We start from the raw sequence: 23,366 nt of genomic DNA on the forward strand, positions 1-23,366 counted from the left end.
ACCGAATTAAATTTACATTTTATGGATGATAAAAATAGTTGGACGTTTGTGTAAGTCAATCGTCTCTTTCTTCCAAGCTGCTATTTTTTTGGTCTTTATATATTCTGTAGGCAATGTAATATCTGCAGCAATACATAAGTGAGTTTCTGGATTCAATGTCTGAATCAAATCTTCAAGGAGCTTATTATTGCGATAAGGCGTTTCGATAAAAATTTGGGACTGATTCTTTTCAAAAGAGGTTCTTTCCAATAATTTGAAGCTGGCTTTCTTTTCATCTTTTTCGATAGGTAAATATCCGTGAAAAGTAAAACTTTGACCATTCATTCCAGAAGCCATCATAGCCAAAAGGATCGAAGAAGGGCCCACTAAAGGTATAACTTGAATTCCTCTATCATGAGCGATCTTCACTATCACCGCTCCAGGATCTGCAACACCAGGACAGCCTGCCTCGCTCATTAAGCCCATGTTTTTGCCTTCTAGCAATGGTTTTATAAAATCCAAATGCTCCTTGGTTTCAGTATGTTTATTCAGTGCAAAAAGAACAAGTTCCGATTGTTTTTTATCAGGTTGTACTTGTTTAATAGATTTACGAGCTGTCTTTTCGTTTTCAACAATATAATAGTCAATTAATTCGATAGCTCTATTTATAGTTTGAGGTAGTACGTCCATTGGGTCACATTCACCCATTGTTGTTGGAATTAAATAAAGTTTTCCTAGTGTATTATTGGCTGCCATTACGCTTTTTGTTTTATCTGCAATTGAGTTACAAAGAACGTAATTTATACGTATAAATCAAGCGTAGAAGTAATAAAACAAAAGGATCTAGTAAAAATAATAATGCAGATTATTGCTGTAGAATCTTAGGACTGAAAAATTTAAATGTGTTTTTCAATAAGTTTATTAGCAATGATAGTGCAAGCATCATCAAGCATTTTGTAAACCATTTCAAAACCATTTGCAGATCCATAATAAGGATCGGGAACATCTACATTCTCATTAGGAAAAAGTTCATTCAAAATCATTTGAACTTTATTGGATTCTTCTGTGTTGTGAGAGAGTGCAAGGACATCTTTGTAATTAGACTGATCCATAACGTAGATATAATCAAATTCTGCGAAATCATTTTTTGTAAAATGCCTGCCTTTTTGATTGGAAATATCTAGTTTGTTTTTTTTTGCAATGTCTATAGAACGCTTGTCAGGAGAATGTCCTACATGCCAAGAACCTGTTCCAGCCGAAGTAACGATAAATGTATTGGCTGGAAGTTTGGAAGCTAGTATACCTTCGGCAAGAGGGGAACGACAAATGTTACCCAAACAAACCATAAGAATTTTGATTGGCATAGTGCTTTTTATAGCGTTAGTTTTTTATGAATATCCTCTACGTATTTTTTGAATTGTTTGTCTGTAGAGACTAAGTTGTCTACTGTTTTACAAGCGTGCAGCACGGTAGCATGATCACGGTCTCCAATTTGAGAACCAATGTTTGCTAATGATGCTTTGGTAAATTTCTTTGCAAAGAACATGGCTAATTGTCTTGCTTGTACAACATGTCTTTTTCTTGTTTTAGATTGCAATGTTTCTAAATCCAATTGAAAGTAATCCGACACTGTTTTCTGAATGTAATCGATAGAAATTTCTCGTTTCACATTTTTTACAAACTTTTCTACAACACTTTTTGCCAGATCAATTGTAACTTCTTTTTTGTTGAATGACGATTGTGCTATTAAGGAAATAATTGCACCCTCAAGTTCTCTTACATTTGATTTAATGTTACGTGCTACATATTCAATGATATCGTCAGGCATTTCAACACCATCACGATACAATATATTTTTTAAGATCGAAATTCTAGTTTCGTAGTCCGGTTGGTGTATCTCTGCAGACAATCCCCATTTGAAACGAGAAAGTAATCTTTGCTCAATATCTTGCATGTCAACAGGTGCTTTGTCTGAAGTCAAAATCACTTGTTTACCATTTTGGTGTAAATAGTTGAATATATGAAAAAACACATCTTGAGTACCAGATTTTCCCGAAAGGAATTGTACATCATCGATGATCAAAACATCTATCAATTGATAGAAATGAATAAAATCATTTCTATTATTTTTCTTTACAGAATCTATATATTGTTGAGTGAAAATTTCAGCAGAAATATATAAAACTGTTTTCTCAGGATACTTATCTTTAATTTCAACACCAATAGCATGTGCTAAATGTGTTTTACCCAAACCAACACCCCCAAAAATTAATAATGGATTAAATGAAGTTCCACCTGGTTTATTGGCAACAGCCATACCTGCAGAACGTGCTAATCTATTTGAATCTCCTTCTAGAAAATTATCAAAACTATAATTAGCATTCAACTGAGATTCGATTTTTAAATTACGAATTCCAGGAATTACAAAAGGGTTTTTTAATTCAGGATTTAAATTTTTTAATGGAGCATCTACCTCTTGAGGTCTTAATGTCACTCTATTGGCACTAGGCAACTGTTCTGTAAACGGTTGTTTATTACCATAAGTGTTCTCCATTTTAATTTTATAGAGTAACTTTGCGTTTTTTCCAAGTTCTTTTGTTAATGCCACTTTTAATAACTTTACATAGTGTTCTTCTAACCATTCGTAGAAAAACTTACTAGGTACTTGAATATATAGAGCATTGTCTGTAAGCTCAACGGACTTGATTGGTTCAAACCAAGTTTTATAGGCTTGGTCCTGAATGTTGTCTTTAATAAAGGACAAACAATTTTCCCATACTGATTGAGCAGTTTTAGTCATAAATTCTATCTAAATTATTTTATTTTGTGTTAAATTACTACTTGGAAAAGTAAGCGATTTTTAGTGGTTTTTTGGGTTAACAAATATGTGAACAAATTTCTGTAAAAAAAAATATTTGGAGGTTGAATTTGTAGAAATATTGTTGTAAGTGAGTAAAAATTATCTAGTTTTGGATAAAAAAATAGTATAAAAAAATATGAAAGAATTTGAATTTAAAGTGAGAGTGAGATACTCTGAAACAGACCAAATGGGAGTCGTTTATCATGGGAACTATGCACAGTATTTTGAGATGGGACGCGTGGAATGGCTAAGGAAAATGGGGGTTTCTTATAAAGTCATGGAGGAAAACGGTGTAATGTTACCAGTTGTTTCTTTAAGCACAAATTTTAAAAAACCTGCTCGTTATGATGATTTATTAACCGTCAAAACTATATTCAAAAGTCAGACGTCTGTGAAAATAGAATTTGATTATGAAATTTACAATGAAGAGATGGAGTTGTTAACAATTGGGAACTCAATTCTGGTTTTTGTAAACATGAAAACGGGGCGTCCGATGCTTCCTCCAGAGTATATTAAAGAATGTATATTAGGAATGGGTGAATGAGACATAATTTGCTAATTATTCTTTGCTAATTATGTCAATTTCGTATAAAGCTGTAAAAATGTCGAATATCATTTCGGCATTTTTTTTTCTTGTTTTTATTTCAATTTTTCCTGTTGGAAGATTAGTCTCTGCGTTGATCTCCATTTCTTGATTGACAATCTCTAATTTTTTCTCCTTGATAACTCGCATCGCTTTATTCATATTTTGGTAATCAAAAGATATAATGTAATGCAGGTCGATTGTTTTTTCTACAATTTCGCAGGAATCTAATGTAAGTTGCGCAGTTGTTTTGTAAGCAGCAATTAAACCTCCTACACCAAGTTTAATTCCTCCAAAAAACCGAACCACCAGAATGATCACATTTGTGAGTCCAAATGATTGAATTTGACCATAAATGGGAGCTCCTGCCGTATTACTTGGTTCTCCATCATCATTGGCTCTGTATTGCACTGTTTCTGTGCCTATTTGGTACGCGTAGCAAATGTGTCGCGCATTGGGATGTATCTTTCGTAAATGTTCTATAATAGGCTTTACTTCCTCATCGTTAGTTATAGGGTAAGCATAGCCAAAGAATTTGCTGCTTTTCTCTTTAAAGAGTATTTCGCTAGAAGGTGCTGCAATCGTTTTATAGGTATCGATAGTCTCCAATAATGATTATATTATTTTCTTCTCAAACAATTCAACAACATCTTCCTTACCCACCTGCAGGTTCCATACATGAATGCCCAATGTGGCAGCAGCATCCGTATTTTCCTTTTTATCGTCTACAAATAATGTTTTGTGTGCTTCTAAGCTGTGATTGTTTAGCACATGCTCATAAATTGCCACATCTGGTTTGCGCATTCCCATTTCAAAAGAAAAATAAACATGCTCAAAACAGTGATAGAAATCATTATAAAAACTCTCACCTACTTTTTTCTGAAATCGTGCAATATGTATGGCGTCTGTATTGCTAAGAAGAAACAAACGGTATTTTTGCGAGAGCATTTGTAAAAACTCCAATCGATATAATGGAAAATCGGCCAATATTGCATTCCAAGTCTTTTTGATCTCCGAGATACTAGCGTCTTGGCAATGTTTTTGAATACCATTTAAAAAATCGTCTTCCGAAATTTTACCCATTTCAAATTGTTGGTTCAATTGGTCTAGGTCTTCATTCCATTCAGAAGCGCCAAGTTTTTTTAATCCGTCAAAAGTTGCAGGTTTGTCGAGATTGATGAAAACATCACCAAAATCAAATATAATTGATTCTATCATTTTTTATAAGTTTTAAGTTCGTCTTGACCAATTTTTAAATGATCAAAAAACGAGTAGTTAGTTAGTATAGGTGCAGGTTTACCGTTTTCGAAATTTACAGTGCCCTTAAACACAAAGGCTTCATCCCAAAGATCAAATTCAATAAATGATTGTAAAATATGTCGGCCTCCTTCAATAATAACCGACTGAATTTGAAATTTATACAGCACTTTCATGATTTGAGAAGGCAATTCTTTTTCGAAGTCGATACACTCAAAGATACAATTTTCTGTGTTTTGATTGGTTAACGACTCGCAAATTACGATGGTTTTAATGCTGTTATCAAAGAGGTTGCTGTTTTTGGGAATACGATTCTTTCGATCTAGAACAACACGTATTGGGTTTTTACCTGTCCAGTCTCTCACATCGAGTTTAGGATTATCATCAATAGCGGTTTGAGTTCCTATAAGAATTGATTGTTCCTCACTGCGCCATTTGTGAACCAGTTGCCTCGTATATTGAGACGTAATCCATACCGGTTTCTGTTCGTTTTTCGTTAGAGGTGCTATAAATCCATTCTGGGTTTCTGCCCATTTTAAAATTATATAAGGTCTTTTCTTTCGATGAAAGGTAAAAAAACGCTTATTGAGCTCGTTACACTTCTCTTCCAATACGCCAACGGTAACATTTACTCCCGCATCAATTAATTTTTTTATTCCACTACCAGCAACTTGGCTGTTTGGGTCAATCGTACCAATTACAACATTTGGAATTTTGTTTGCGATTATTAGGTCGCAACAAGGGGGTGTTTTACCGAAATGACTGCAAGGTTCTAGGCTCACATAAATCGTTGCTTGGGCAAGGAGTGATTTATCTTTAACCGATTGCACTGCATTGACTTCTGCATGGCCTTCACCTGCTTTTCTATGCCAACCTTCGCCAATAATGGAGTCGTTATAAACAATAACGCTTCCTACCATAGGATTTGGATAAGTTGTTCCTCGTCCATTTTCTGCTAGGTCAATGCAACGTTGTATGTATTTTTCATTGGTGTTCATTAGACAAAAATACTATTTTGGATTTTAGTTTTAATGTTAAAACTAAAAATTGCCAAGAACTATTGTTACTTTTGTGCAACATTTGCTGCTTAATTTTGAGTTTAGAATCCTATTATGAATATTAGAAACTACCGTGCCCAATTTATTGAAAAATTAACTCCACGTTATGGAGATGACGAAGCGGAGAGTTTTTTCTATTTAATTTTAGAAAACAAAAGACAATTAAAGCGCGTAGATTTAGCCCTACAACCAGAATTGAAGTTTTCGGAAGCTGAAGTTTTGGTGTGGAACCATTTACAGCAACAGCTAGATCTAGAAATTCCCATTCAATATTTACTTGGCACAACTCATTTTTTTGGCTTGGATTTTATTGTGAACGAAAATGTTCTGATACCGAGACCAGAGACAGAAGAATTAGTAGACTGGATCATTCACCGCCAGCAAACAAAAGAAAATAGCTCGACGATTAAAATTCTGGATATCGGTACGGGATCGGGTTGTATAGCAATTTCATTAGCCAAAAACCTACCAGATGCTATGGTATTCGCTTTAGATGTATCTGCAAATGCTTTGCTAACGGCTAAGGAAAATGCTTTAAACAACAAAGTATCCATAACTTTCTTAGAGCAAAATATATTAGAGGTAGATGACTTAATGCAGGACTTCGATATAATTGTTTCCAATCCTCCTTATGTTCGAAATTTAGAAAAAGAAGAAATCAAAAATAATGTTTTGAAGAACGAGCCGCATTTGGCACTTTTTGTAGCCGATGACAATGCGTTGGTTTTTTATTCTAAAATAGCGTTACTGGCCAAAAATCATTTAAAACCAAATGGTCAATTATTCTTTGAAATCAATCAGTATCTAGGAAAGGAAATGAAAGAACTGCTTCGAGGACTCGATTTTAAAAATATTGAGCTTCGCAAAGACATATACGGAAACGACAGAATGACTCGTGCCGAAGTTTAAACAATAATCAGCGATTACTCATAACGCAAAGCTTCAATTGGGTCAAGTGTAGCTGCTTTAATAGCGGGATACAATCCCGAAATAATGGCAACAATAAAACTAGTCATGAAGGCTGCAAAAATAGCCAACCACGGAATTACAAAATCAAATTGCATTGCGGTTGCAATTCCAAAACCAATTAATATTCCAAGTATAATTCCAATTAATCCTCCCAATTGTCCAATCAATAGAGTTTCTATAAAAAACTGAATGGCAACTGTAGATTTTTTTGCTCCCAATGCCTTACGCACACCAATTTCCCGAGTACGTTCGGTAACCGAAACAATCATAATATTCATCAAAGCAATCGAAGAACCAAGAATTGTTATCACTCCAATTCCCCAAGAAGCTAGTCCCAAGTATTTGGTGATTCCGAGGATTTTGTTTATCAAATCATCAGAACGCACAATTCCGAAATTATTTTCTTTCACAGGGCTAAGACCTCTTATATTACGCATCGTAATAATAGCATCATCAATAGCTTCATTCAGTAATTCGCTCTTTTGAGTTAAAATACTCACACTATAATTAATGTTGGGTGCCGTAAATAACGAGCGCGCTAATTGAATAGGAATTAAAACTCTTAAATCTTGGTTATTTCCAAAGGTGGCTCCCTTTTCTTTAAGCACTCCAACCACTTTAAAACGAGCACCGCGAATAGAGATTGTCTTTCCGATCGGGTTTACATTTTTCAACAATCCTTTCTCGATATCAGATCCTATAATACAAGAATAGGTATTATTACTAATGTCAAAATTGGTAAAGTTGCGGCCCGTACTAGTCTCGAGTCCAGAGTTGACCATAAAGTAATCATCTACACCCATGACGGTGATCTCTGGATCTGTTTTTTCTGTTTCAAATTTAATTTCAGCAGTACTCGTTGCTTTAAAAGAGAGCGACGTTTCGCTTAGTGGGAACTGGTATTTATTTTGAAAAGCTACAGCTTCAGGATAAGAAATAACAGGATTTATGATTTTCTGCGTTTCACCACGGCGATTGCGTAAATCATTTTCATATTGTTTAACCGAAAAAGTATTAGCACCCATTGACGAAAAATCGGTAGCAATAGTATTTTCAAGTGCTGATACCACTGTTAGAATCCCTACCAAAGCTGTAATTCCGATAGCGATAATAATGACCGTCAAAATGGTTCGCAAAATCTGTGTTCGTATAGAACCCATCGCAATCCGTACATTTTCTCTAAATAAATGAAGCATGCTAAAATATTTTGGTACTAATTTACACATTTTGAACAAATATAAAGGCAGTCTTTATTATTTGTAGCTATTTCCAGCTATCTGTTGCAATGATTTCTCCAAACACTTTATTTTCAATGCTCAAAAGGAGCTTCCATTGGTCGCTCTTTTGAGCAAGAAAACAATTGCGTTTATTCGTGCATCATTTTCACTTCTATCTGGGCTAGAACTTTGCATACATAATAAGACATCATGATTTTTATAAGAGTATTATATTTAATTGGTAACCTTAAATGATTTCAAACTTTACAATAGGATAAGATTTTAAATTAAGGGTATGTTTAAAAAACGATAATAAATAAACAGATTTATTTTAAAAATAAGATATTTGCAAAGATTTGGATTCAAAACCAAAATCTCAAATATTTAAACAATTACAATGGCATCAAAACCAAGTATTCCTAAAGGAACAAGAGACTTCTCACCAGCCGAGGTGGCAAAAAGACAATACATTATTCAAACTATCAAAAATAATTTTGAAAAATTTGGTTTCGCACCTATAGAAACACCTTCTTTTGAAAATTCGGATACCCTAATGGGAAAGTACGGGGAGGAGGGAGATCGCTTGATTTTCAAAATATTAAATTCAGGAGATTATTTGACAAAAGCAAATGCTGCATATCTTGAGGCAAAAGACAGTACAAAGTTAACAGCGAGTATTTCTGAGAAAGCGTTGCGTTACGATTTGACCGTACCGTTTGCGCGTTATGTAGTGCAACATCAAAACGAAATTGAATTCCCTTTCAAAAGATATCAAATACAACCAGTTTGGCGTGCCGATCGACCGCAAAAAGGACGTTTTAGAGAATTTTTTCAGTGTGATGCAGATGTTGTAGGCTCTAAATCTTTGTGGCAAGAAGTAGAATTGGTACAATTATATGATGCCGTTTTTACCGATTTGGGTTTAGCAGGAGCTACCGTAAAAATAAACAATCGTAAAATTCTATCTGGGATCGCAGAGGTAATCGGAGCTTCAGATAAATTAATCGATTTTACAGTAGCTTTGGATAAATTGGATAAAATAGGCGAAGATGGAGTTAAGAAGGAAATGATAGAAAAAGGAATTTCTGAAGAAGCCATCATAAAAGTTCAACCGTTATTTAATTTCACAGGAAGCATCACTGAAAAGCTTGAAAAGCTGTCTGAGCTTTTAGCAGATTCAGAAGAAGGTTTAAAGGGAGTAGCAGAATTACGTTTTATATGTGATAATGTATCAAATTTAGGGCTGTCGACCGCTATTTTAGACTTGGACGTAACTTTGGCTAGAGGGTTGAATTATTACACTGGAGCTATTTTTGAAGTTGCTGCACCAAAAGGTGTTGCAATGGGATCGATAGGTGGGGGAGGTCGTTATGACGATTTGACTGGTATTTTTGGATTAAAAAATATGAGTGGAGTTGGAATTTCTTTTGGACTAGATCGAATCTATTTGGTGGTCGAAGAATTAAACTTGTTTCCGCAAACAGTAACTGTTTCTACAAAGGCTTTGTTTATTAATTATGGTGAGAAAGAAGCTTTATTTGCTATGACTGCAATCAAACAATTGAGAGCTGCAGGAATTAAAGTCGAACTCTATCCAGATAATGCCAAAGTTGGAAAACAATTTCAACATGCCGACAAACGATCTATACCTTACGCTGTAATTCTAGGAGAAGATGAGATGAATCAAGGAAAATATGCATTGAAGGATTTAGCCACAGGAGAACAAAATATAGTGGACTTAGCGGGTTTGAAAAATGCCTTACTATAGCAGTAGAGCAACAATCAGAACCCATAAAAAAAGCTTTGTTTTATAAAACAAAGCTTTTTTTTGATATAAGGTATAGTGAATTAATAATGTATGTAAATAACCTTAGACTCTCTCCTTAAAGAGAACAGATTACAAACTTAGAAAAAACTATTGATATAATTCCTAATATTATAATAAAATTTAAATCAATAATGAAAAAATTATCCTCATTTTTATGTTTTTCAAAAAAGCAACTGACAATTTGACGTTGCGCATGTTTTGGCAGTAATTTTGCTTTCCAAAAGAAAGTTCAAAATATGTTTAAGAATATTTTTAAAAATAAAGGTAATATGACTACTGAAAATACAGATATCGATCAAAAAGTAGAGGATGTAACATTGGATAACAATGCGACTGAAGAGCAAGTTCTTGTAGAAGAATTAACTGTTGAAGAACAATTAACGAAAGACTTAGCAAATGAAAAAGATAAATTTTTGAGATTATTTGCTGAATTTGAAAATTATAAAAGAAGAACAACTAAAGAACGTATTGAATTGTTTAAAACAGCCAATGCGGATGTAGTTGGAGCTTTATTACCAGTTTTGGATGATTTTGATAGAGCTATTATTGAAATTGCAAAATCAGAAAATGAAGCTATCTCAAAAGGAGTGGAATTAATTCATGAAAAATTAAAAAGTACTTTAAATTCAAAAGGTTTAGAAGTTGTTGATGTAAATGCAGGTGATGCATTTAATGCTGATTTTGCAGAAGCAATTACACAAATACCAGCGCCATCTGATGATTTGAAAGGTAAAATTGTAGATGTTCTTGAAAAAGGATACAAATTAGGAGATAGAATTATTCGTTTTCCAAAGGTTGTTATTGGGCAATAATTTAGCGTAATAATACGCACTGCTGTAATTTTCAACATAAAAGAATACAATGAAAAAAGATTTTTACGAAATATTAGGAATTAATAAAGGTGCAGATGCTGCAGCTATTAAGAAGGCCTACAGAAAAAAAGCCATTGAGTTTCATCCTGACAAAAATCCGGGAGACAAAACGGCAGAAGAAAAGTTTAAAGAAGCAGCCGAAGCTTATGAAGTACTAAGCGATCCTGCCAAAAAAGGTAAATATGATCAATATGGTCATCAAGCTTTTGATGGTTCAGGTGGTTTTGGTGGCGGTGGTGGTCATGGTAACATGAACATGGACGACATCTTTAGTCAATTTGGAGATATCTTTGGTGGCGGATTTGGCGGATTTGGTGGTGGCGGTTCTCGTGGTCCACAAAGAGTCAAAGGAAGCAACCTTCGTATCAAAGTTAAATTGACGTTGGAAGAAATTGCTAATGGTGTTGAGAAAAAAGTAAAAGTAAAACGCAAGGTGCAGGCACCAGGTGTAAGCTATAAAACTTGCTCTACTTGTAATGGTCAAGGGCAGGTAATGCGTGTTACTAATACGATTTTGGGGCGTATGCAATCTGCAACCACGTGCCCGACTTGTGGAGGTGCTGGTCAACAATTAGACAAGAAACCTGCAGAAGCAGATGGACAGGGAATGATTTTGGAAGACGAAACTGTTTCTATCAAAATTCCAGCTGGTGTTGTAGACGGAATGCAGTTGAAAGTTTCTAATAAAGGAAACGATGCACCAGGAAATAGCGTACCTGGAGATTTGATTGTTGCAATTGAAGAATTGGAACATGAGTTTTTGAAACGTGAAGGTGAAAATTTACACTATGATTTATATATCAGTTTTCCAGAAGCAATTTTGGGAGTTTCAAAAGATATCGAAGCAATCAATGGTAAAGTTCGTATCAAACTTGAAGATGGAATCCAATCGGGTAAAATTCTTCGTTTGAAAGGAAAAGGTATTCCAAGTATCAATGGCTACGGAAGTGGTGATTTATTGGTGCATGTAAATGTTTGGACTCCAAAAGACTTGAACAAAGAGCAAAGACAATTTTTTGAGAAAAACTTAGCTGATGATCATTTCATTCCGAATCCTGAAAAGTCAGACAAATCATTTTTTGAAAAAGTAAAAGATATGTTCTCTTAATTAATAATAGAATGTATTTTCTTTAAAATATAAAACCCATCCTTTTTAATAATTAGGATGGGTTTTTTAGGTTGTTAAACGAAGGATTTCGCTTCGATTTATTTACTTTTACACAAATTCAAAATAGAGAATGAATAACTTACTTGAAGTCAATAAAGTTGTCAAGCAATACGGAGATTATACTGCTTTGAACGAAGTTTCATTGAATGTACCAAAAGGTAGTATTTATGGACTTTTAGGGCCAAATGGCGCTGGAAAAACATCCTTAATTCGAATTATCAATCAAATAACCTTGCCAGATAGTGGCGAGATTATTCTTGACGGCGAAAAATTACAGCCTAAGCACATTCAGCATATTGGCTATTTGCCAGAAGAAAGAGGTCTATATCAAAGTATGAAAGTGGGTGAGCAGTGCTTATACTTGGCACAATTAAAAGGTTTGTCAAAAACTGAAGCCAAAAAGCAACTGGAATATTGGTTTGACCGTCTTGAAATTCAAGGATGGTGGAACAAAAAAATTCAGGAGTTATCAAAAGGTATGGCACAGAAAATTCAATTTGTGGTTTGTGTGCTTCACCAGCCTAAATTATTGATCTTAGATGAACCCTTCTCCGGATTTGATCCTGTGAATGCCAACATTATTAAAGACGAAATATTAGCACTAAAACAAAAAGGAACTACAATTTTGTTTTCTACACATCGCATGGAGAGCGTCGAGGAACTTTGCGACGAAATCGCTTTGATTCACCAATCGAATAAATTGATTGAGGGAAAATTAAATGATGTAAAGCGTCAATTTAGAACTAATAGTTACGAGGTAGGTATTCTAACCTCAGATGTCGAAGGATTAATGTTTGCCATTACTCAAAAATTTACCGTAAGCCCAGCACATTTTAAGTCGTTGAATAATGAATTGAAATTAGAAATAAATATTGGTGACGCTACACCCAATGAACTATTAAATTTATTGGTCTACAAAGGGCAGGTTACCCATTTTGTAGAGAAGATTCCATCTGTCAATGATATATTTATCCAAACAGTAAGCAAATAAATATAAAATGTCAATTTTAGATTTAGAATCGTTTATTTTCTAAATTTTAATTTTAATGTAAAAGTATAAAATGAGTATCATTTCATTGATTATCAAAAGAGAATTTATATCCAAAGTACGCAATAAGTCTTTTGTTGTAATGACCTTTTTAAGCCCACTGCTTTTTGTAGCGGTTACTGTTTTTATTAGTTATTTAAGCTCGATGAAAGCAGATACCAAACGAATTGCGATTCATGATGCTTCAGGCGTATTTGTGCATGAACTGGTAGCACAAAACCATAAAGATGGTGAATATAAATATGTTGATTTATCGCTCATAGATGTACTTTATTTAAAAGACAGTATTGCCAATCAAAGCTACGAGGGATTGCTTTTAATCCCTGATGAAGGAGACGCTACAACATTCGAAAATAAAATTCAATTTATAGCCAATACAAGTCCTAGTATTTCTTTTATCGAAAATGTTCAGGATGTGATTGGTAAAAAAATTACACAGCTTAATTTACAGAAAGCACATTTAGACACATTGGCCATTCGTAATGCACAATCGCATGTAGTACTTAATCTTGCAAAAATATCTGGAGAAGAAACAGTAAAAGGACTCAACGAAATCAAAATATTTATAGGTGGTGCGTTCGGATACTTAGTCATGATGTTCATCATTATGTATGGTAATATGGTGATGCGCTCTGTAATCGAAGAAAAAACAAATCGAATAATCGAAATCATTATTTCATCAGTGAAGCCTTTCCATTTAATGATTGGTAAAATTGTAGGAACCTCTTTGGCTGGAATTTTACAGTTTCTTATTTGGTCTATATTGGGATTATCGATCATAACTTTTGCATCGTACTTTTTAGGAGTTAATGTGGGGCCAACAGCCCGAATTTCGCCAGAAATGATGAGTCAAGGTCAAAATGAATTTGTCAGCACTGTTCAAATGTATATTCTAGAAATTTGGAATTTGCCCATAGCATCTATTTTGCTTGGATTTATAGTTTATTTCGTTGGAGGATACTTTTTATATAGCTCATTTTATGCGGCAATAGGTGCAGCAGTAGACAATCAAACGGATTCGCAACAATTTCTTCTACCAATCATAATGCCACTTGTCTTAAGTGTTTACATTGGTTTTTTTAGTGTTGTAAATGATCCAAACGGAACCATAGCTGTAGTATTTTCAATGATTCCGCTTACATCGCCAATCGTGATGCTCATGCGTATCCCGTTTGGCGTACCTTTGTGGCAAATCGCTATATCGGTAACTATTTTATTTGGAACTTTTTTTGGCGTAGTTTGGTTTGCAGCCAAAATATATCGAGTTGGTATTTTGATGTACGGTAAAAAACCAAGTTGGAAAGAGCTATACCGATGGTTAAAATATACGGGATAAGAATTTGATTCAATTATATTGTAAATAGTTTTTAAAATCGAATGGCTTGGTTTTTGTCAGTTAATAAAATACATGCTATCATTCTTACTTCTTGTTAGTATTGCGAGGATAAGGCTCAAATTATATTCGAAAAATAGTTGAGGATATTATAGAGCAATTGAGTTAGTAAGGTATATGAATAAATTTAAAAGTAGTTTTATTCACAGTAACAATTTTAGAAAATAAAAATTAGAAATTTAGGAATTGAGTTAGTAGTAACTTGCAGCCAAAGAACTTTAAAAAAACAACCAGATGCCGAAAATATTAGTAATTGAAGACGAAGCCGCTATTCGAAGAGTATTATCAAAAATACTTTCAGAAGAAAATGATACGTACGAAGTAGAAGAAGCTGAGGACGGATTGATTGGTTTCGAAAAAATTAAAAATAACGATTACGATTTAGTACTTTGTGATATTAAAATGCCAAAGATGGATGGTGTTGAAGTACTCGAAGCGGTAAAAAAAATAAAACCAGAGATTCCGATGGTGATGATTTCCGGTCACGGAGATATGGAAACTGCCATAAATACCATGCGTTTGGGTGCTTTTGATTATATTTCAAAGCCACCAGATTTAAATCGATTGTTGAATACAGTGCGTAATGCATTAGACAGGAAGCAACTGGTAGTTGAGAATAAGATTCTCAAAAAGAAAGTTTCAAAAAACTATCAGATGATCGGTGAGAGTGATGCAATTGACTTGATCAAATTAATGATTGATAAAGTAGCGCCAACAGATGCAAGGGTTTTGATCACAGGTTCTAATGGAACAGGGAAAGAATTAGTAGCACATCAATTGCATGAAAAAAGTGAGCGTGCTAATTTTCCTTTGGTGGAAGTAAATTGTGCTGCTATTCCATCAGAATTAATTGAGAGTGAATTATTTGGTCACGTAAAAGGGGCTTTTACCTCTGCTGTAAAAGACCGTGCAGGTAAGTTTGAAGCAGCAGACAAAGGAACTATATTTCTAGACGAAATAGGCGATATGAGTCTATCGGCTCAAGCCAAAGTCTTGCGTGCATTGCAAGAAAGTATGATTACTAGAGTAGGAGCAGACAAAGATATTAAGGTCGACGTTCGTGTAGTGGCCGCTACCAATAAGGACTTAAAAGTAGAGATAGCCGAAGGACGTTTCCGTGAGGATTTGTACCACCGATTAGCGGTGATTTTAATAAAGGTTCCTTCTTTGAATGAAAGACGTGAAGACATTCCCTTATTAATTAGTCATTTTGTAAGTAAAATCGCTTCAGAACAAGGGACGGTAGTTAAAAAATTTTCAACAGAAGCAGTAAAATTGCTTCAAGAATACGACTGGACTGGTAACATTCGTGAATTGCGTAACGTTATAGAACGATTAATTATTCTTGGAGGAGCAGAGATATCCGAAAATGATGTGAGGCTATTTGCTTCCAAATAAATAAAGTTAATGGTTTAATTATATGATTTTAAACCTATCAATTATATCAAATGAAATTAAAGAAATTAAACGAAGGACTGCAACAATCATTAATTGACTGTGGTTTAACTCAAGCAAATGATTTGCAAAAGGAGACATTTTCAACTATTAAAAGTGGGGCAGATTGTTTGATCTTGGCTCCGGCTGGATCTGGTAAAACGACAACAATTGTTTTAAATGTTATTCAGCAATTAGTTAAAGAAGGAGAACAATCTCCTAGAGCTTTGATTGTGGTACAGGATAAAGAGAAGGTCGTTGAAATGCTTTCTATTTTCGAAAAATTGGGAGCCCATACCGATTTGACTGTGTATGGTACGCATGATAAAGGAGATACTGATTACGATAAAAATTATATTTCGGGTGGAATAGATGTTCTCGTAGGTACACCACATAAGCTCAGCGAAATGTTGAGTACTGCGGGCTACAACGTTAACCGTTTGAAAATGTTTATCGTAGATGACGCTGACCCAATGTTGAAACTGCGTCACGAAACAAAAATCGCACGTATTTCTAGTAGTATTGCTAAAACACAACGCATCATTTTTGCAACAGAAATGACTGAACGCATCGAAGCATTAGCTGATAGGATGCTTGTAGAACCTGTTGAATTTGAATTTGGTGAATACGAAGAAGAGGATGAGGATGAAGATGAAGATGAGAATGAAGAAGTAACGGCATAAATAAAAACTCTTCATTAAAATAATTACAAACGATAAAATTAAAAGATATGGGATTAATGAAAGTGTTCTCTGGAAGTGAAATTTTGGCTATTGCTTTGAAAGAAAAAATTGAAGCAGCAGGTGTTGATGTTGTGCAGAAAGATAACATTCAATCGGCTCGTTTGGCAGGTTTTGGTAGTTATGGTCAAGCCGTTGAATTGTTTATTCAAGAAACGCAATACGGAAAAATTTATCCGATTATTGAGGAATTCAAGATGAATTTGTAGATGATTATAATTGTTCTTGACTGCGCTCGAACTAACATTTCTAGTAGTAAAGATTTGTTGCATCGTGCGCATTCGAGATGAATTGTTAAAAAAATATACATGAAATACAAAATGCTGGTTTTAGACATGGATGATACTTTGTTGATGGACGACCACACCATTTCGGAAGAAAATAAAAAGATGTTGGCTTTGGCTAAAGAATCTGGAATTCATATTATTCTAGCTTCAGGTCGTCCTACACCTGCAATGGTTGCTTATGCGAAAGAACTGAACTTAGAGGATTCTTATATTATTTCGTATAATGGTGCTGTTATCACAGATTTAAAAAGTAATGAAATTATTTTTGAGCAAAATTTGACCCAAGAGCAAATTCATGAATTGTACGATTACAGTGTGCAAAATAAGACTGATATCATAACTTATGTGGATGGATCGCTAGTAAGTGAAACTGAATCGGAATATATTGATATCGAATTGAACATTACAGGAATGCATCATAATTTGGTTCCTAGCTTTAAAGAGGCCGTTTACAAGCCAGCGATCAAATGCATTTTGCTAGAAGAACCATCTTACTTAAAAACAGTTGAAGCAAAATTAAAAGCAGCCATGCCTCATCTAAGTGTATGTATGTCAAAACCTTTCTTTCTTGAAGTGGCTCAACATGGTATAGACAAAGCAGCCAGCGTACATTTCTTAGCCAAAAGATTAAACATCGAGCAAGCCGAAGTGATTGCAGTTGGTAATGCAGGAAATGATTTGACGATGATAGAATACGCGGGACTTGGAGTGTGGGTAGATAACGTTGATCCAGAACTTAGAGAGCGAGCAAATGTGATTGTAGCTTCAAATAATAATCATGGAGTTGCTGAGGTAGTGAAACGTTTTATATTAAATTAGATTTTTACGATTTATATATTTTTTAAACCATTAAAGGATTAAGGAGAGTTAAGAGTTCATCTTAATTGGACTTATTTTTTTGATGGTTTTTTTGTGTCTAGTACTTAATTCTATATAGTTTTTTCGCAATCTTGTCTTTTCGACGAAGGAGAAATGTTCGCAAGCAACTTTACTAATTTAAGATTTCTTTTCATTGAAGCTTTTTCTAACATTGTTTTTTACTTCTTCCCAACTGAAAGAAGGTTCTTCGCCAGAATAATATTTTGCAGTAGCTTCTTCTACTATTGTCTTTTGTTCATCGGTCAATTCGTATTCTGAATTGTCATCATTCAAGACCTCTTTTAAAAAGGCCAAGGTATTTTGATCTTCTGTGTGGATGATTTTATTAATTAATTCCAGTTTATCTTTTTGTAAATTAGTTGGTTGCATGACTTTTTTGTTTAAAATCTATTTACAAATATAATCATAATCGAATTTTAATTCTTGCAATTTATATGTAAATTTGCACACGCTAATTTTTGACAACGATTTCATTATTAGTGACTACATATGGAAAACAGAAAAAAAGTAGCGTTCTACACGCTTGGTTGTAAATTGAACTTTTCAGAAACATCGACTATTGCGCGTAATTTTCAAGATGAAGGTTTTGATCGTGTAGATTTTGAAGATGTAGCAGACATGTATGTAATCAATACTTGCTCTGTTACCGAAAATGCAGATAAACAATTTAAGCAAGTGGTTAAAAAAGCCATGAAACTCAACAACAAAGCTTTTGTAGCTGCTGTAGGTTGTTATGCCCAATTAAAGCCAGAAGAATTGGCTGCAGTTGATGGTGTAGATTTAGTACTTGGTGCTACAGAGAAATTCAAAATCATGGATTATATCAATGATTTGAGTAAAAATGATATGGGTGAGGTGCACTCTTGCGAGATTGCCGAAGCTGACTTTTATGTAGGTAGTTATTCTATAGGAGACCGAACTCGCGCTTTTTTAAAGGTACAAGATGGTTGTGATTATAAGTGCACTTATTGTACAATTCCGCTAGCGAGAGGAATTTCGCGATCGGATGCGCTTGAAAATGTTTTACAAAATGCATCTGACATTTCGAAACAAGGAATTAAAGAAATTGTACTTACAGGTGTCAACATAGGGGATTATGGGAAAGGTGAATTCGGAAATAAAAAGCACGAACATACTTTCTTAGATTTGGTACAAGCACTAGATGAAGTTAATGGCATTGAACGTTTGCGTATTTCATCTATCGAACCTAACTTATTGAAAAACGAAACAATCGAATTCGTGTCAAAAAGTAGAACATTTGTTCCACATTTTCATGTTCCTTTGCAATCAGGAAGTAATGATATATTGAAGTTAATGAAACGCCGTTACCAACGCGAAGTCTATACAGAGCGCGTGAACAAAATACGCGAAGTCATGCCACATGCTTGCATTGGTGTAGATGTTATTGTCGGTTTCCCTGGTGAAACGGATGAACACTTTTTGGAAACTTATCACTTCTTAAATGAAATGGATATTTCCTATTTGCATGTTTTTACTTATTCTGAAAGGGACAATACAGAGGCTGCTCATATGGAAGGAGTAGTTCCTAATAATGTACGTGCAAAACGTAGTAAAATGTTAAGAGGTTTATCTGTGAAAAAACGTCGTGCTTTTTATGAAAGTCAACTGGGAACACAACGAACTGTTTTATTCGAATGTGAAAATAAAGAAGGTTATATTCATGGTTTTACTGAAAATTATGTAAAAGTAAAAACACCCTGGAATCCAGAATTGTCCAATACCTTGCAAGATGTAACTTTAACGCACATTGATGAGGATGGAAGTGTGCGTATGGAATTTGTAAAGCAAGAAGTAGTTGTATAAACAATACTTTCATTCGTTAAGAAAAAGTAACACATAAAAAAAACTTCAATCTTTATATAAAGATTGAAGTTTTTTCATTTTTGAGGTATCCTAATTTATTGAATAGCCTCAACCAATCGAATGAATTCTGCACGGTAACCACCTTTGTCAGTCGCTAATCCGGCATTTGCCAAGGTTTCAATAGCTGCTGTATCTTTGTTCGAAACCAATTTTGAATCTCTTAATTTCAATCCAAACCAAGCCACGGCACTGCTGAATTTAAAATCAGCTGAAGCATTTTTCGCAAGCTGGTTTGCTATTGTGGTTACCATTTCGATACTTTTTTCACCATCTGGTTTTTTGTATCTAAATTTAATAGTAGCCAGCTCGTTGCTAAAATTAGACGTATTGGTTGGTGTAACCGAGTATTTCAAGTCAGACGCCACGTAATCACTTTCGGTACCGGTTAAAATGATTTCGTATAGCGCGGTCACCGTATGTCCGCTACCAAGTTCTCCTGCATCAATGGCATCATTTTTAAAGTCTTCGGGACGTAATTTTCGATTTTCGTACCCAATCAATCGGTACGACTGCACGTGCTTTGGGTTGAATTCAATCTGAATCTTTACATCTTTGGCTATCGCAAACATCGAACCTTTGAATTCCTTACTCAAAAAGCGATTGGCTTCTTGAATATTGTCAATATACGCATAGTTTCCATTGCCTTTGTTGGCTAGAACTTCCATTTTACTGTCTTTGTAATTCCCCATTCCGTATCCCAAACAAGTCAAAAATACACCAGATTTTCTTTTTTCTTCGATCAAAGTTTCCATGTCTTTGTTTGCAGAGCTTCCCACGTTAAAATCTCCGTCGGTTGCTAGTATGACTCTATTATTCCCTCCTTTAATGAAGTTTTCTGCTACGGTAGTGTAGGCCAATTCAATTCCGGCACCACCAGCAGTACTACCACCAGATTGTAATTTGTCCAAAGCATTCAGGATCGTTTTCTTTTGGTCGCCCGCGGTAGGAGGTAAGACCAAGCCCGCAGCGCCTGCATATACCACAATGGCAACTTTATCTTCTTTACGCAATTCGTTTACCAAAATTTTAAAAGATTGTTTCAATAAGGGTAATTTATTGGCATCGCTCATAGATCCCGAAACATCAATCAAGAAAACCAAGTTGGACGCTGGTAAATCATCCGTGGGAATGTTTTTTCCTTGTAATCCTATTTTCAACAATTGGTGTTTTGGATTCCACGGACAGTTGCTGTATTCGGTATTGATCGAAAAAGGGTCTTCGTTCGTAGGCTGTGGATAGTTGTATTTAAAAAAGTTCATCATCTCCTCAATACGCACGGCATCTTTAGGGACTGCTTGGCCGTTGTTGATCATGCGGCGAATGTTGGTATAAGAGGCATTGTCTACATCAATAGAAAAGGTCGACAGCGGTGCGTTTTTTGGTGATTCAAATTGGTTTTCAACAAAACTCTCATAATCTTCTTGGTTGGGATTTGGTGCAACTATTGGATTGATATTTAATTTGTCCAGTTCTTTTTTTAACTCTTTTTCTGTCAAACCTTTGTATTGTTGGTTCTTGGTCGAAATGATTATAACGCCATTCGAACCTCTTGCACCATAAATTGCTGTTGCACTTGCGTCTTTTATAACATCCACCGAAGCAATGTCTTGCGGATTTAATTTTGGTTCGCTTGTGTACGGAACCCCATCCACTACATACAAAGGCTTAGTTGCATTGACAGAGGCTACTCCTCTAATGATTACAGGTGATGGCGAATTATTCGCATGTGTAATCTGTACTCCTGCAACTCGCCCTTGCAACGCATTGGGAACCGAATTTGGTGCATAACTCTTTGAATCTTGAAGAACAGATCGTGAAACCGCTCCTGTTAACGCTCTTTTTTTCTGAACACCATACCCCACGACAACTACTTCTTCTAATCCGGCTTCAGAAGCCTCTAGTTGTATGTTAATGGTTGTTTGGTTGGTGAATTTTACGGTTTTCGAATTGTAACCTATGTAAGCAAAAACCAATAGTTCACCATTTTTGGCCGTAATGCTGTAGTGTCCGTTATAATCTGCTTGTGTCGATTTTGTAGTGTTTTTAATAGTTACATTGGCGCCCGGCAAGGGCAGTTGTGATTCATCTGTGATGGTTCCTGTAATCGTAATTTCTTGTCCAAATGTTAGAACAGAAAAAAGCATAGCAATGGCTAATGAAAGAAGTTTTAGACTTTTCATAATGTTGTTTTTTTAGAATGTTAGTATTGTATGTTCTGAATTATTTTGGCAGTGGTTTTCCGTTTTTAGTACTGATAATTACGACTCCTTTTTTACCTTTTTCACCATATTTCTCAATGGCTTTTTCATTTTGTAAAACAGTGAGTGACTCAATTTTTTGTTTACTCAAAGGCGCATACGGACTCGTTGGATGTTGCCCAAACAACGATTCTTCGCTGTATTCAACGCCATTGATAATATAGAGTGGTTCATCTAGCACAACTAGTGATTCCAGTTCGTTTTCATAGATGTCAGCGATGGCTTCCTTCGCATCCTTCACTGATTTATATTTTTTACTAGAGACCAGATCACCATTCATAACTACCAGCGGCGCACTTGTAGGTGCCTTTTGCACTTCGGCTACCGCTGCTGGTGCGGCTTGAGTTTCATATGCACTTTCTACCACTTTGGCTTCATAAATAGTACCTCGGTTAAAACGGCTGCTGCTTTTGGCTTGACTTTGTCGAGCTAGAATTGCTTTTTCGTGTTCGATAGCCTTATCGGATAGTTCGTTCTTTGGCTCTTGGACAGCTACAGCTTTTGTTTTTTGGATTGTTGTAGCCGTTGCGATTTGAGTCTGCTCTTCAATAGCTTTTTTAATTTTTAAAGTATCGAGTAAAGGGGAGGTCACTATTTTTTGATCAGTAGGTTCGGTGGTTGTCGCTTCTTGAACCACGACCGTTTTTTGAATCTCCGGAACAGCTATTTTCGTTTTGGTTAATTGGTATCCTAATGAAACCACTAGTAATACCGAAGCTGCAATCGCTACTTTTTTCCAAACCTTAGTTTTGGTAGCCAAGGCTTCTTGGTCTAGTTTCTCGTCCACACGTGCCCATACCTTATCCATGCCTGTAAAGGGTTGATCCTCGGCTTGGTGAGCAGCTTGTTTGATTTGGTTAAATAATTTATCTTGATTGTCCATGACTAATTCGATTTTTTGTAATACAGGTTGTTCACTAATTCTTTCAACTTGGTTTTGGCCGCATTCAGTTGCGATTTGGAGGTTCCTTCAGAAATTTGAAGCATTGTGGCAATCTCCTTGTGTCCGTAACCTTCAATCACAAAAAGATTGAAAACCGTTTTGCATCCGTCCGGAATTTGGTTGAGTAACTGCAATAAATCTTCTTCTTCCAGGTGGGTGTCTTCCTCAGTAAACGGCAATGCAATAGTGCTGACATCGTCCAAATACATATTAAAGTTGGTTTTCTTTTTGATAGTGGCCAGACATTGGTTCACAGCAATCTTGCGAGCCCAAGCTTCAAAAGCGCCAATTTCTTTGAGTTGATCCAACTTGGTGAATAGTATAAAAAAAGCATCCGCCAAAGCTTCCTCGATTTCTTCTTCTTTTTTCAAATAGCGCTTGCAAGTTGCATATAGCTTGGGTGACAGCAGTTCATACACTTGACGCTGGGCGTCTCGCTGCATTTTTTTACACGCTAATATTAGATTTTCGTTTATCACAATAGTGTCTTTACTAGTATAGAGAGTAATTTAATCAAAAAGGTTGGGAGGGGAGTGAAAAAAAATTAAATTAATGATTTTTGATTTTTGATTAACGATTGATGATTTGCGTTGAGCATTCATCATTTAAGTTTTGTTCCTGAAATTAATTTTTAAGTTTGACAATTAAATTTGCTTTTTGCGATTGCTTTTTGAAATTGCCTATTGAACTTGACCTTTTAACTTGATTT

23 protein-coding genes are annotated in these 23,366 nt (G+C 35.1%); 12 read left to right on the forward strand and 11 right to left on the reverse strand.

The genetic code is table 11. The features are described from left to right. Positions 1–12: 12 nt before the first annotated feature. The 3 genes from LXH21_RS12025 to dnaA form a co-directional block, all read right to left on the reverse strand. The gene (locus LXH21_RS12025) at positions 13–735 is read right to left on the reverse strand and encodes an SAM-dependent methyltransferase (protein WP_239866192.1); all 723 of its coding nucleotides are present in this window, start codon (positions 733–735) and stop codon (positions 13–15) included. Positions 736–875: 140 nt separating this feature from the next. Beyond that, on the reverse strand, positions 876–1,343 hold the full coding sequence (locus tag LXH21_RS12030; protein WP_239866193.1) for a low molecular weight protein-tyrosine-phosphatase: 468 nt from the start codon (positions 1,341–1,343) through the stop codon (positions 876–878). Between the two features lie 8 nt (positions 1,344–1,351). Then, positions 1,352–2,779, reverse strand: coding sequence for a chromosomal replication initiator protein DnaA (gene dnaA / locus LXH21_RS12035; RefSeq protein ID WP_239866195.1), 1,428 nt, complete (start codon positions 2,777–2,779; stop codon positions 1,352–1,354). Positions 2,780–2,975: 196 nt separating this feature from the next. On the opposite strand from dnaA, the gene LXH21_RS12040 reads away from it, so the two are divergent. Next, positions 2,976–3,383, forward strand: coding sequence for an acyl-CoA thioesterase (locus LXH21_RS12040; RefSeq protein ID WP_239866197.1), 408 nt, complete (start codon positions 2,976–2,978; stop codon positions 3,381–3,383). A 15-nt stretch (positions 3,384–3,398) separates the two neighbouring features. Here LXH21_RS12040 and LXH21_RS12045 read toward each other — a convergent pair whose 3' ends face one another. The 3 genes from LXH21_RS12045 to ribD are packed head-to-tail and all read right to left on the reverse strand — an operon-like array spanning position 3,399 to position 5,677. After that, positions 3,399–4,031 (reverse strand): IMPACT family protein, encoded by a 633-nt coding sequence (locus LXH21_RS12045; RefSeq protein ID WP_239866199.1) that lies wholly within the window; start codon positions 4,029–4,031, stop codon positions 3,399–3,401. A 6-nt stretch (positions 4,032–4,037) separates the two neighbouring features. Then, positions 4,038–4,640, reverse strand: a complete 603-nt coding sequence (locus LXH21_RS12050) for an HAD family hydrolase (protein ID WP_239866201.1) — start codon at positions 4,638–4,640, stop codon at positions 4,038–4,040. Continuing rightward, a complete protein-coding gene (gene ribD, locus LXH21_RS12055) occupies positions 4,637–5,677 on the reverse strand; it encodes a bifunctional diaminohydroxyphosphoribosylaminopyrimidine deaminase/5-amino-6-(5-phosphoribosylamino)uracil reductase RibD (RefSeq protein WP_239866203.1) in 1,041 nt (346 codons plus the stop codon). The genes LXH21_RS12050 and ribD overlap by 4 nt, the downstream gene beginning before the upstream one ends. A 114-nt stretch (positions 5,678–5,791) precedes the next feature. Between ribD and prmC the strand changes: the two genes are divergently transcribed. Beyond that, on the forward strand, positions 5,792–6,646 hold the full coding sequence (prmC, locus tag LXH21_RS12060; RefSeq protein ID WP_239866205.1) for a peptide chain release factor N(5)-glutamine methyltransferase: 855 nt from the start codon (positions 5,792–5,794) through the stop codon (positions 6,644–6,646). 14 nt (positions 6,647–6,660) lie between these two features. Here prmC and LXH21_RS12065 read toward each other — a convergent pair whose 3' ends face one another. Next, positions 6,661–7,902, reverse strand: coding sequence for an ABC transporter permease (locus LXH21_RS12065; protein WP_239866207.1), 1,242 nt, complete (start codon positions 7,900–7,902; stop codon positions 6,661–6,663). Positions 7,903–8,320: 418 nt separating this feature from the next. Between LXH21_RS12065 and hisS the strand changes: the two genes are divergently transcribed. The 9 genes from hisS (at position 8,321) to LXH21_RS12110 (ending at position 17,512) form a co-directional block, all read left to right on the forward strand. Further along, positions 8,321–9,691: a histidine--tRNA ligase gene (gene hisS / locus LXH21_RS12070; RefSeq protein ID WP_239866209.1), complete on the forward strand. Its 1,371-nt coding sequence runs from the start codon at positions 8,321–8,323 to the stop codon at positions 9,689–9,691. A 296-nt stretch (positions 9,692–9,987) separates the two neighbouring features. After that, complete coding sequence (locus LXH21_RS12075; protein ID WP_239866210.1) at positions 9,988–10,563, forward strand: nucleotide exchange factor GrpE; 576 nt, start codon at positions 9,988–9,990, stop codon at positions 10,561–10,563. Between the two features lie 49 nt (positions 10,564–10,612). Continuing rightward, positions 10,613–11,731, forward strand: a complete 1,119-nt coding sequence (gene dnaJ / locus LXH21_RS12080; protein ID WP_239866212.1) for a molecular chaperone DnaJ — start codon at positions 10,613–10,615, stop codon at positions 11,729–11,731. Between the two features lie 130 nt (positions 11,732–11,861). After that, positions 11,862–12,782: an ABC transporter ATP-binding protein gene (locus LXH21_RS12085; RefSeq protein ID WP_239866214.1), complete on the forward strand. Its 921-nt coding sequence runs from the start codon at positions 11,862–11,864 to the stop codon at positions 12,780–12,782. Between the two features lie 70 nt (positions 12,783–12,852). Then, positions 12,853–14,175 (forward strand): ABC transporter permease, encoded by a 1,323-nt coding sequence (locus LXH21_RS12090; RefSeq protein ID WP_239866216.1) that lies wholly within the window; start codon positions 12,853–12,855, stop codon positions 14,173–14,175. Between the two features lie 291 nt (positions 14,176–14,466). Next, positions 14,467–15,630, forward strand: a complete 1,164-nt coding sequence (locus tag LXH21_RS12095; protein ID WP_239866218.1) for a sigma-54-dependent transcriptional regulator — start codon at positions 14,467–14,469, stop codon at positions 15,628–15,630. A 50-nt stretch (positions 15,631–15,680) separates the two neighbouring features. Beyond that, complete coding sequence (locus LXH21_RS12100; RefSeq protein WP_239866220.1) at positions 15,681–16,349, forward strand: DEAD/DEAH box helicase; 669 nt, start codon at positions 15,681–15,683, stop codon at positions 16,347–16,349. Between the two features lie 47 nt (positions 16,350–16,396). Beyond that, positions 16,397–16,615: a DUF2007 domain-containing protein gene (locus LXH21_RS12105; protein WP_239866223.1), complete on the forward strand. Its 219-nt coding sequence runs from the start codon at positions 16,397–16,399 to the stop codon at positions 16,613–16,615. A 99-nt stretch (positions 16,616–16,714) separates the two neighbouring features. Next, complete coding sequence (locus LXH21_RS12110) at positions 16,715–17,512, forward strand: Cof-type HAD-IIB family hydrolase (RefSeq protein ID WP_239866225.1); 798 nt, start codon at positions 16,715–16,717, stop codon at positions 17,510–17,512. Positions 17,513–17,689: 177 nt separating this feature from the next. On the opposite strand, the gene LXH21_RS12115 is transcribed toward LXH21_RS12110, so the two are convergent. Next, complete coding sequence (locus LXH21_RS12115) at positions 17,690–17,941, reverse strand: hypothetical protein (RefSeq protein WP_239866227.1); 252 nt, start codon at positions 17,939–17,941, stop codon at positions 17,690–17,692. Positions 17,942–18,061: 120 nt separating this feature from the next. Between LXH21_RS12115 and mtaB the strand changes: the two genes are divergently transcribed. Next, positions 18,062–19,396, forward strand: coding sequence for a tRNA (N(6)-L-threonylcarbamoyladenosine(37)-C(2))-methylthiotransferase MtaB (gene mtaB, locus LXH21_RS12120; protein WP_239866229.1), 1,335 nt, complete (start codon positions 18,062–18,064; stop codon positions 19,394–19,396). 95 nt (positions 19,397–19,491) lie between these two features. On the opposite strand, the gene LXH21_RS12125 is transcribed toward mtaB, so the two are convergent. The 3 genes from LXH21_RS12125 to LXH21_RS12135 are packed head-to-tail and all read right to left on the reverse strand — an operon-like array spanning position 19,492 to position 23,100. Further along, entirely contained in the window at positions 19,492–21,636 is a 2,145-nt protein-coding gene (locus tag LXH21_RS12125; RefSeq protein ID WP_239866231.1) for a VWA domain-containing protein, read from the reverse strand. A 40-nt stretch (positions 21,637–21,676) separates the two neighbouring features. Next, entirely contained in the window at positions 21,677–22,597 is a 921-nt protein-coding gene (locus LXH21_RS12130; RefSeq protein WP_239866233.1) for a hypothetical protein, read from the reverse strand. 2 nt (positions 22,598–22,599) lie between these two features. Next, a complete protein-coding gene (locus LXH21_RS12135; protein ID WP_187016547.1) occupies positions 22,600–23,100 on the reverse strand; it encodes an RNA polymerase sigma factor in 501 nt (166 codons plus the stop codon). Positions 23,101–23,366 lie beyond the last annotated feature (266 nt).

Origin of the sequence: Flavobacterium algicola (assembly GCF_022399565.1) — a bacterium.
Classification (GTDB): Bacteria; Bacteroidota; Bacteroidia; order Flavobacteriales; family Flavobacteriaceae; genus Flavobacterium; species Flavobacterium algicola.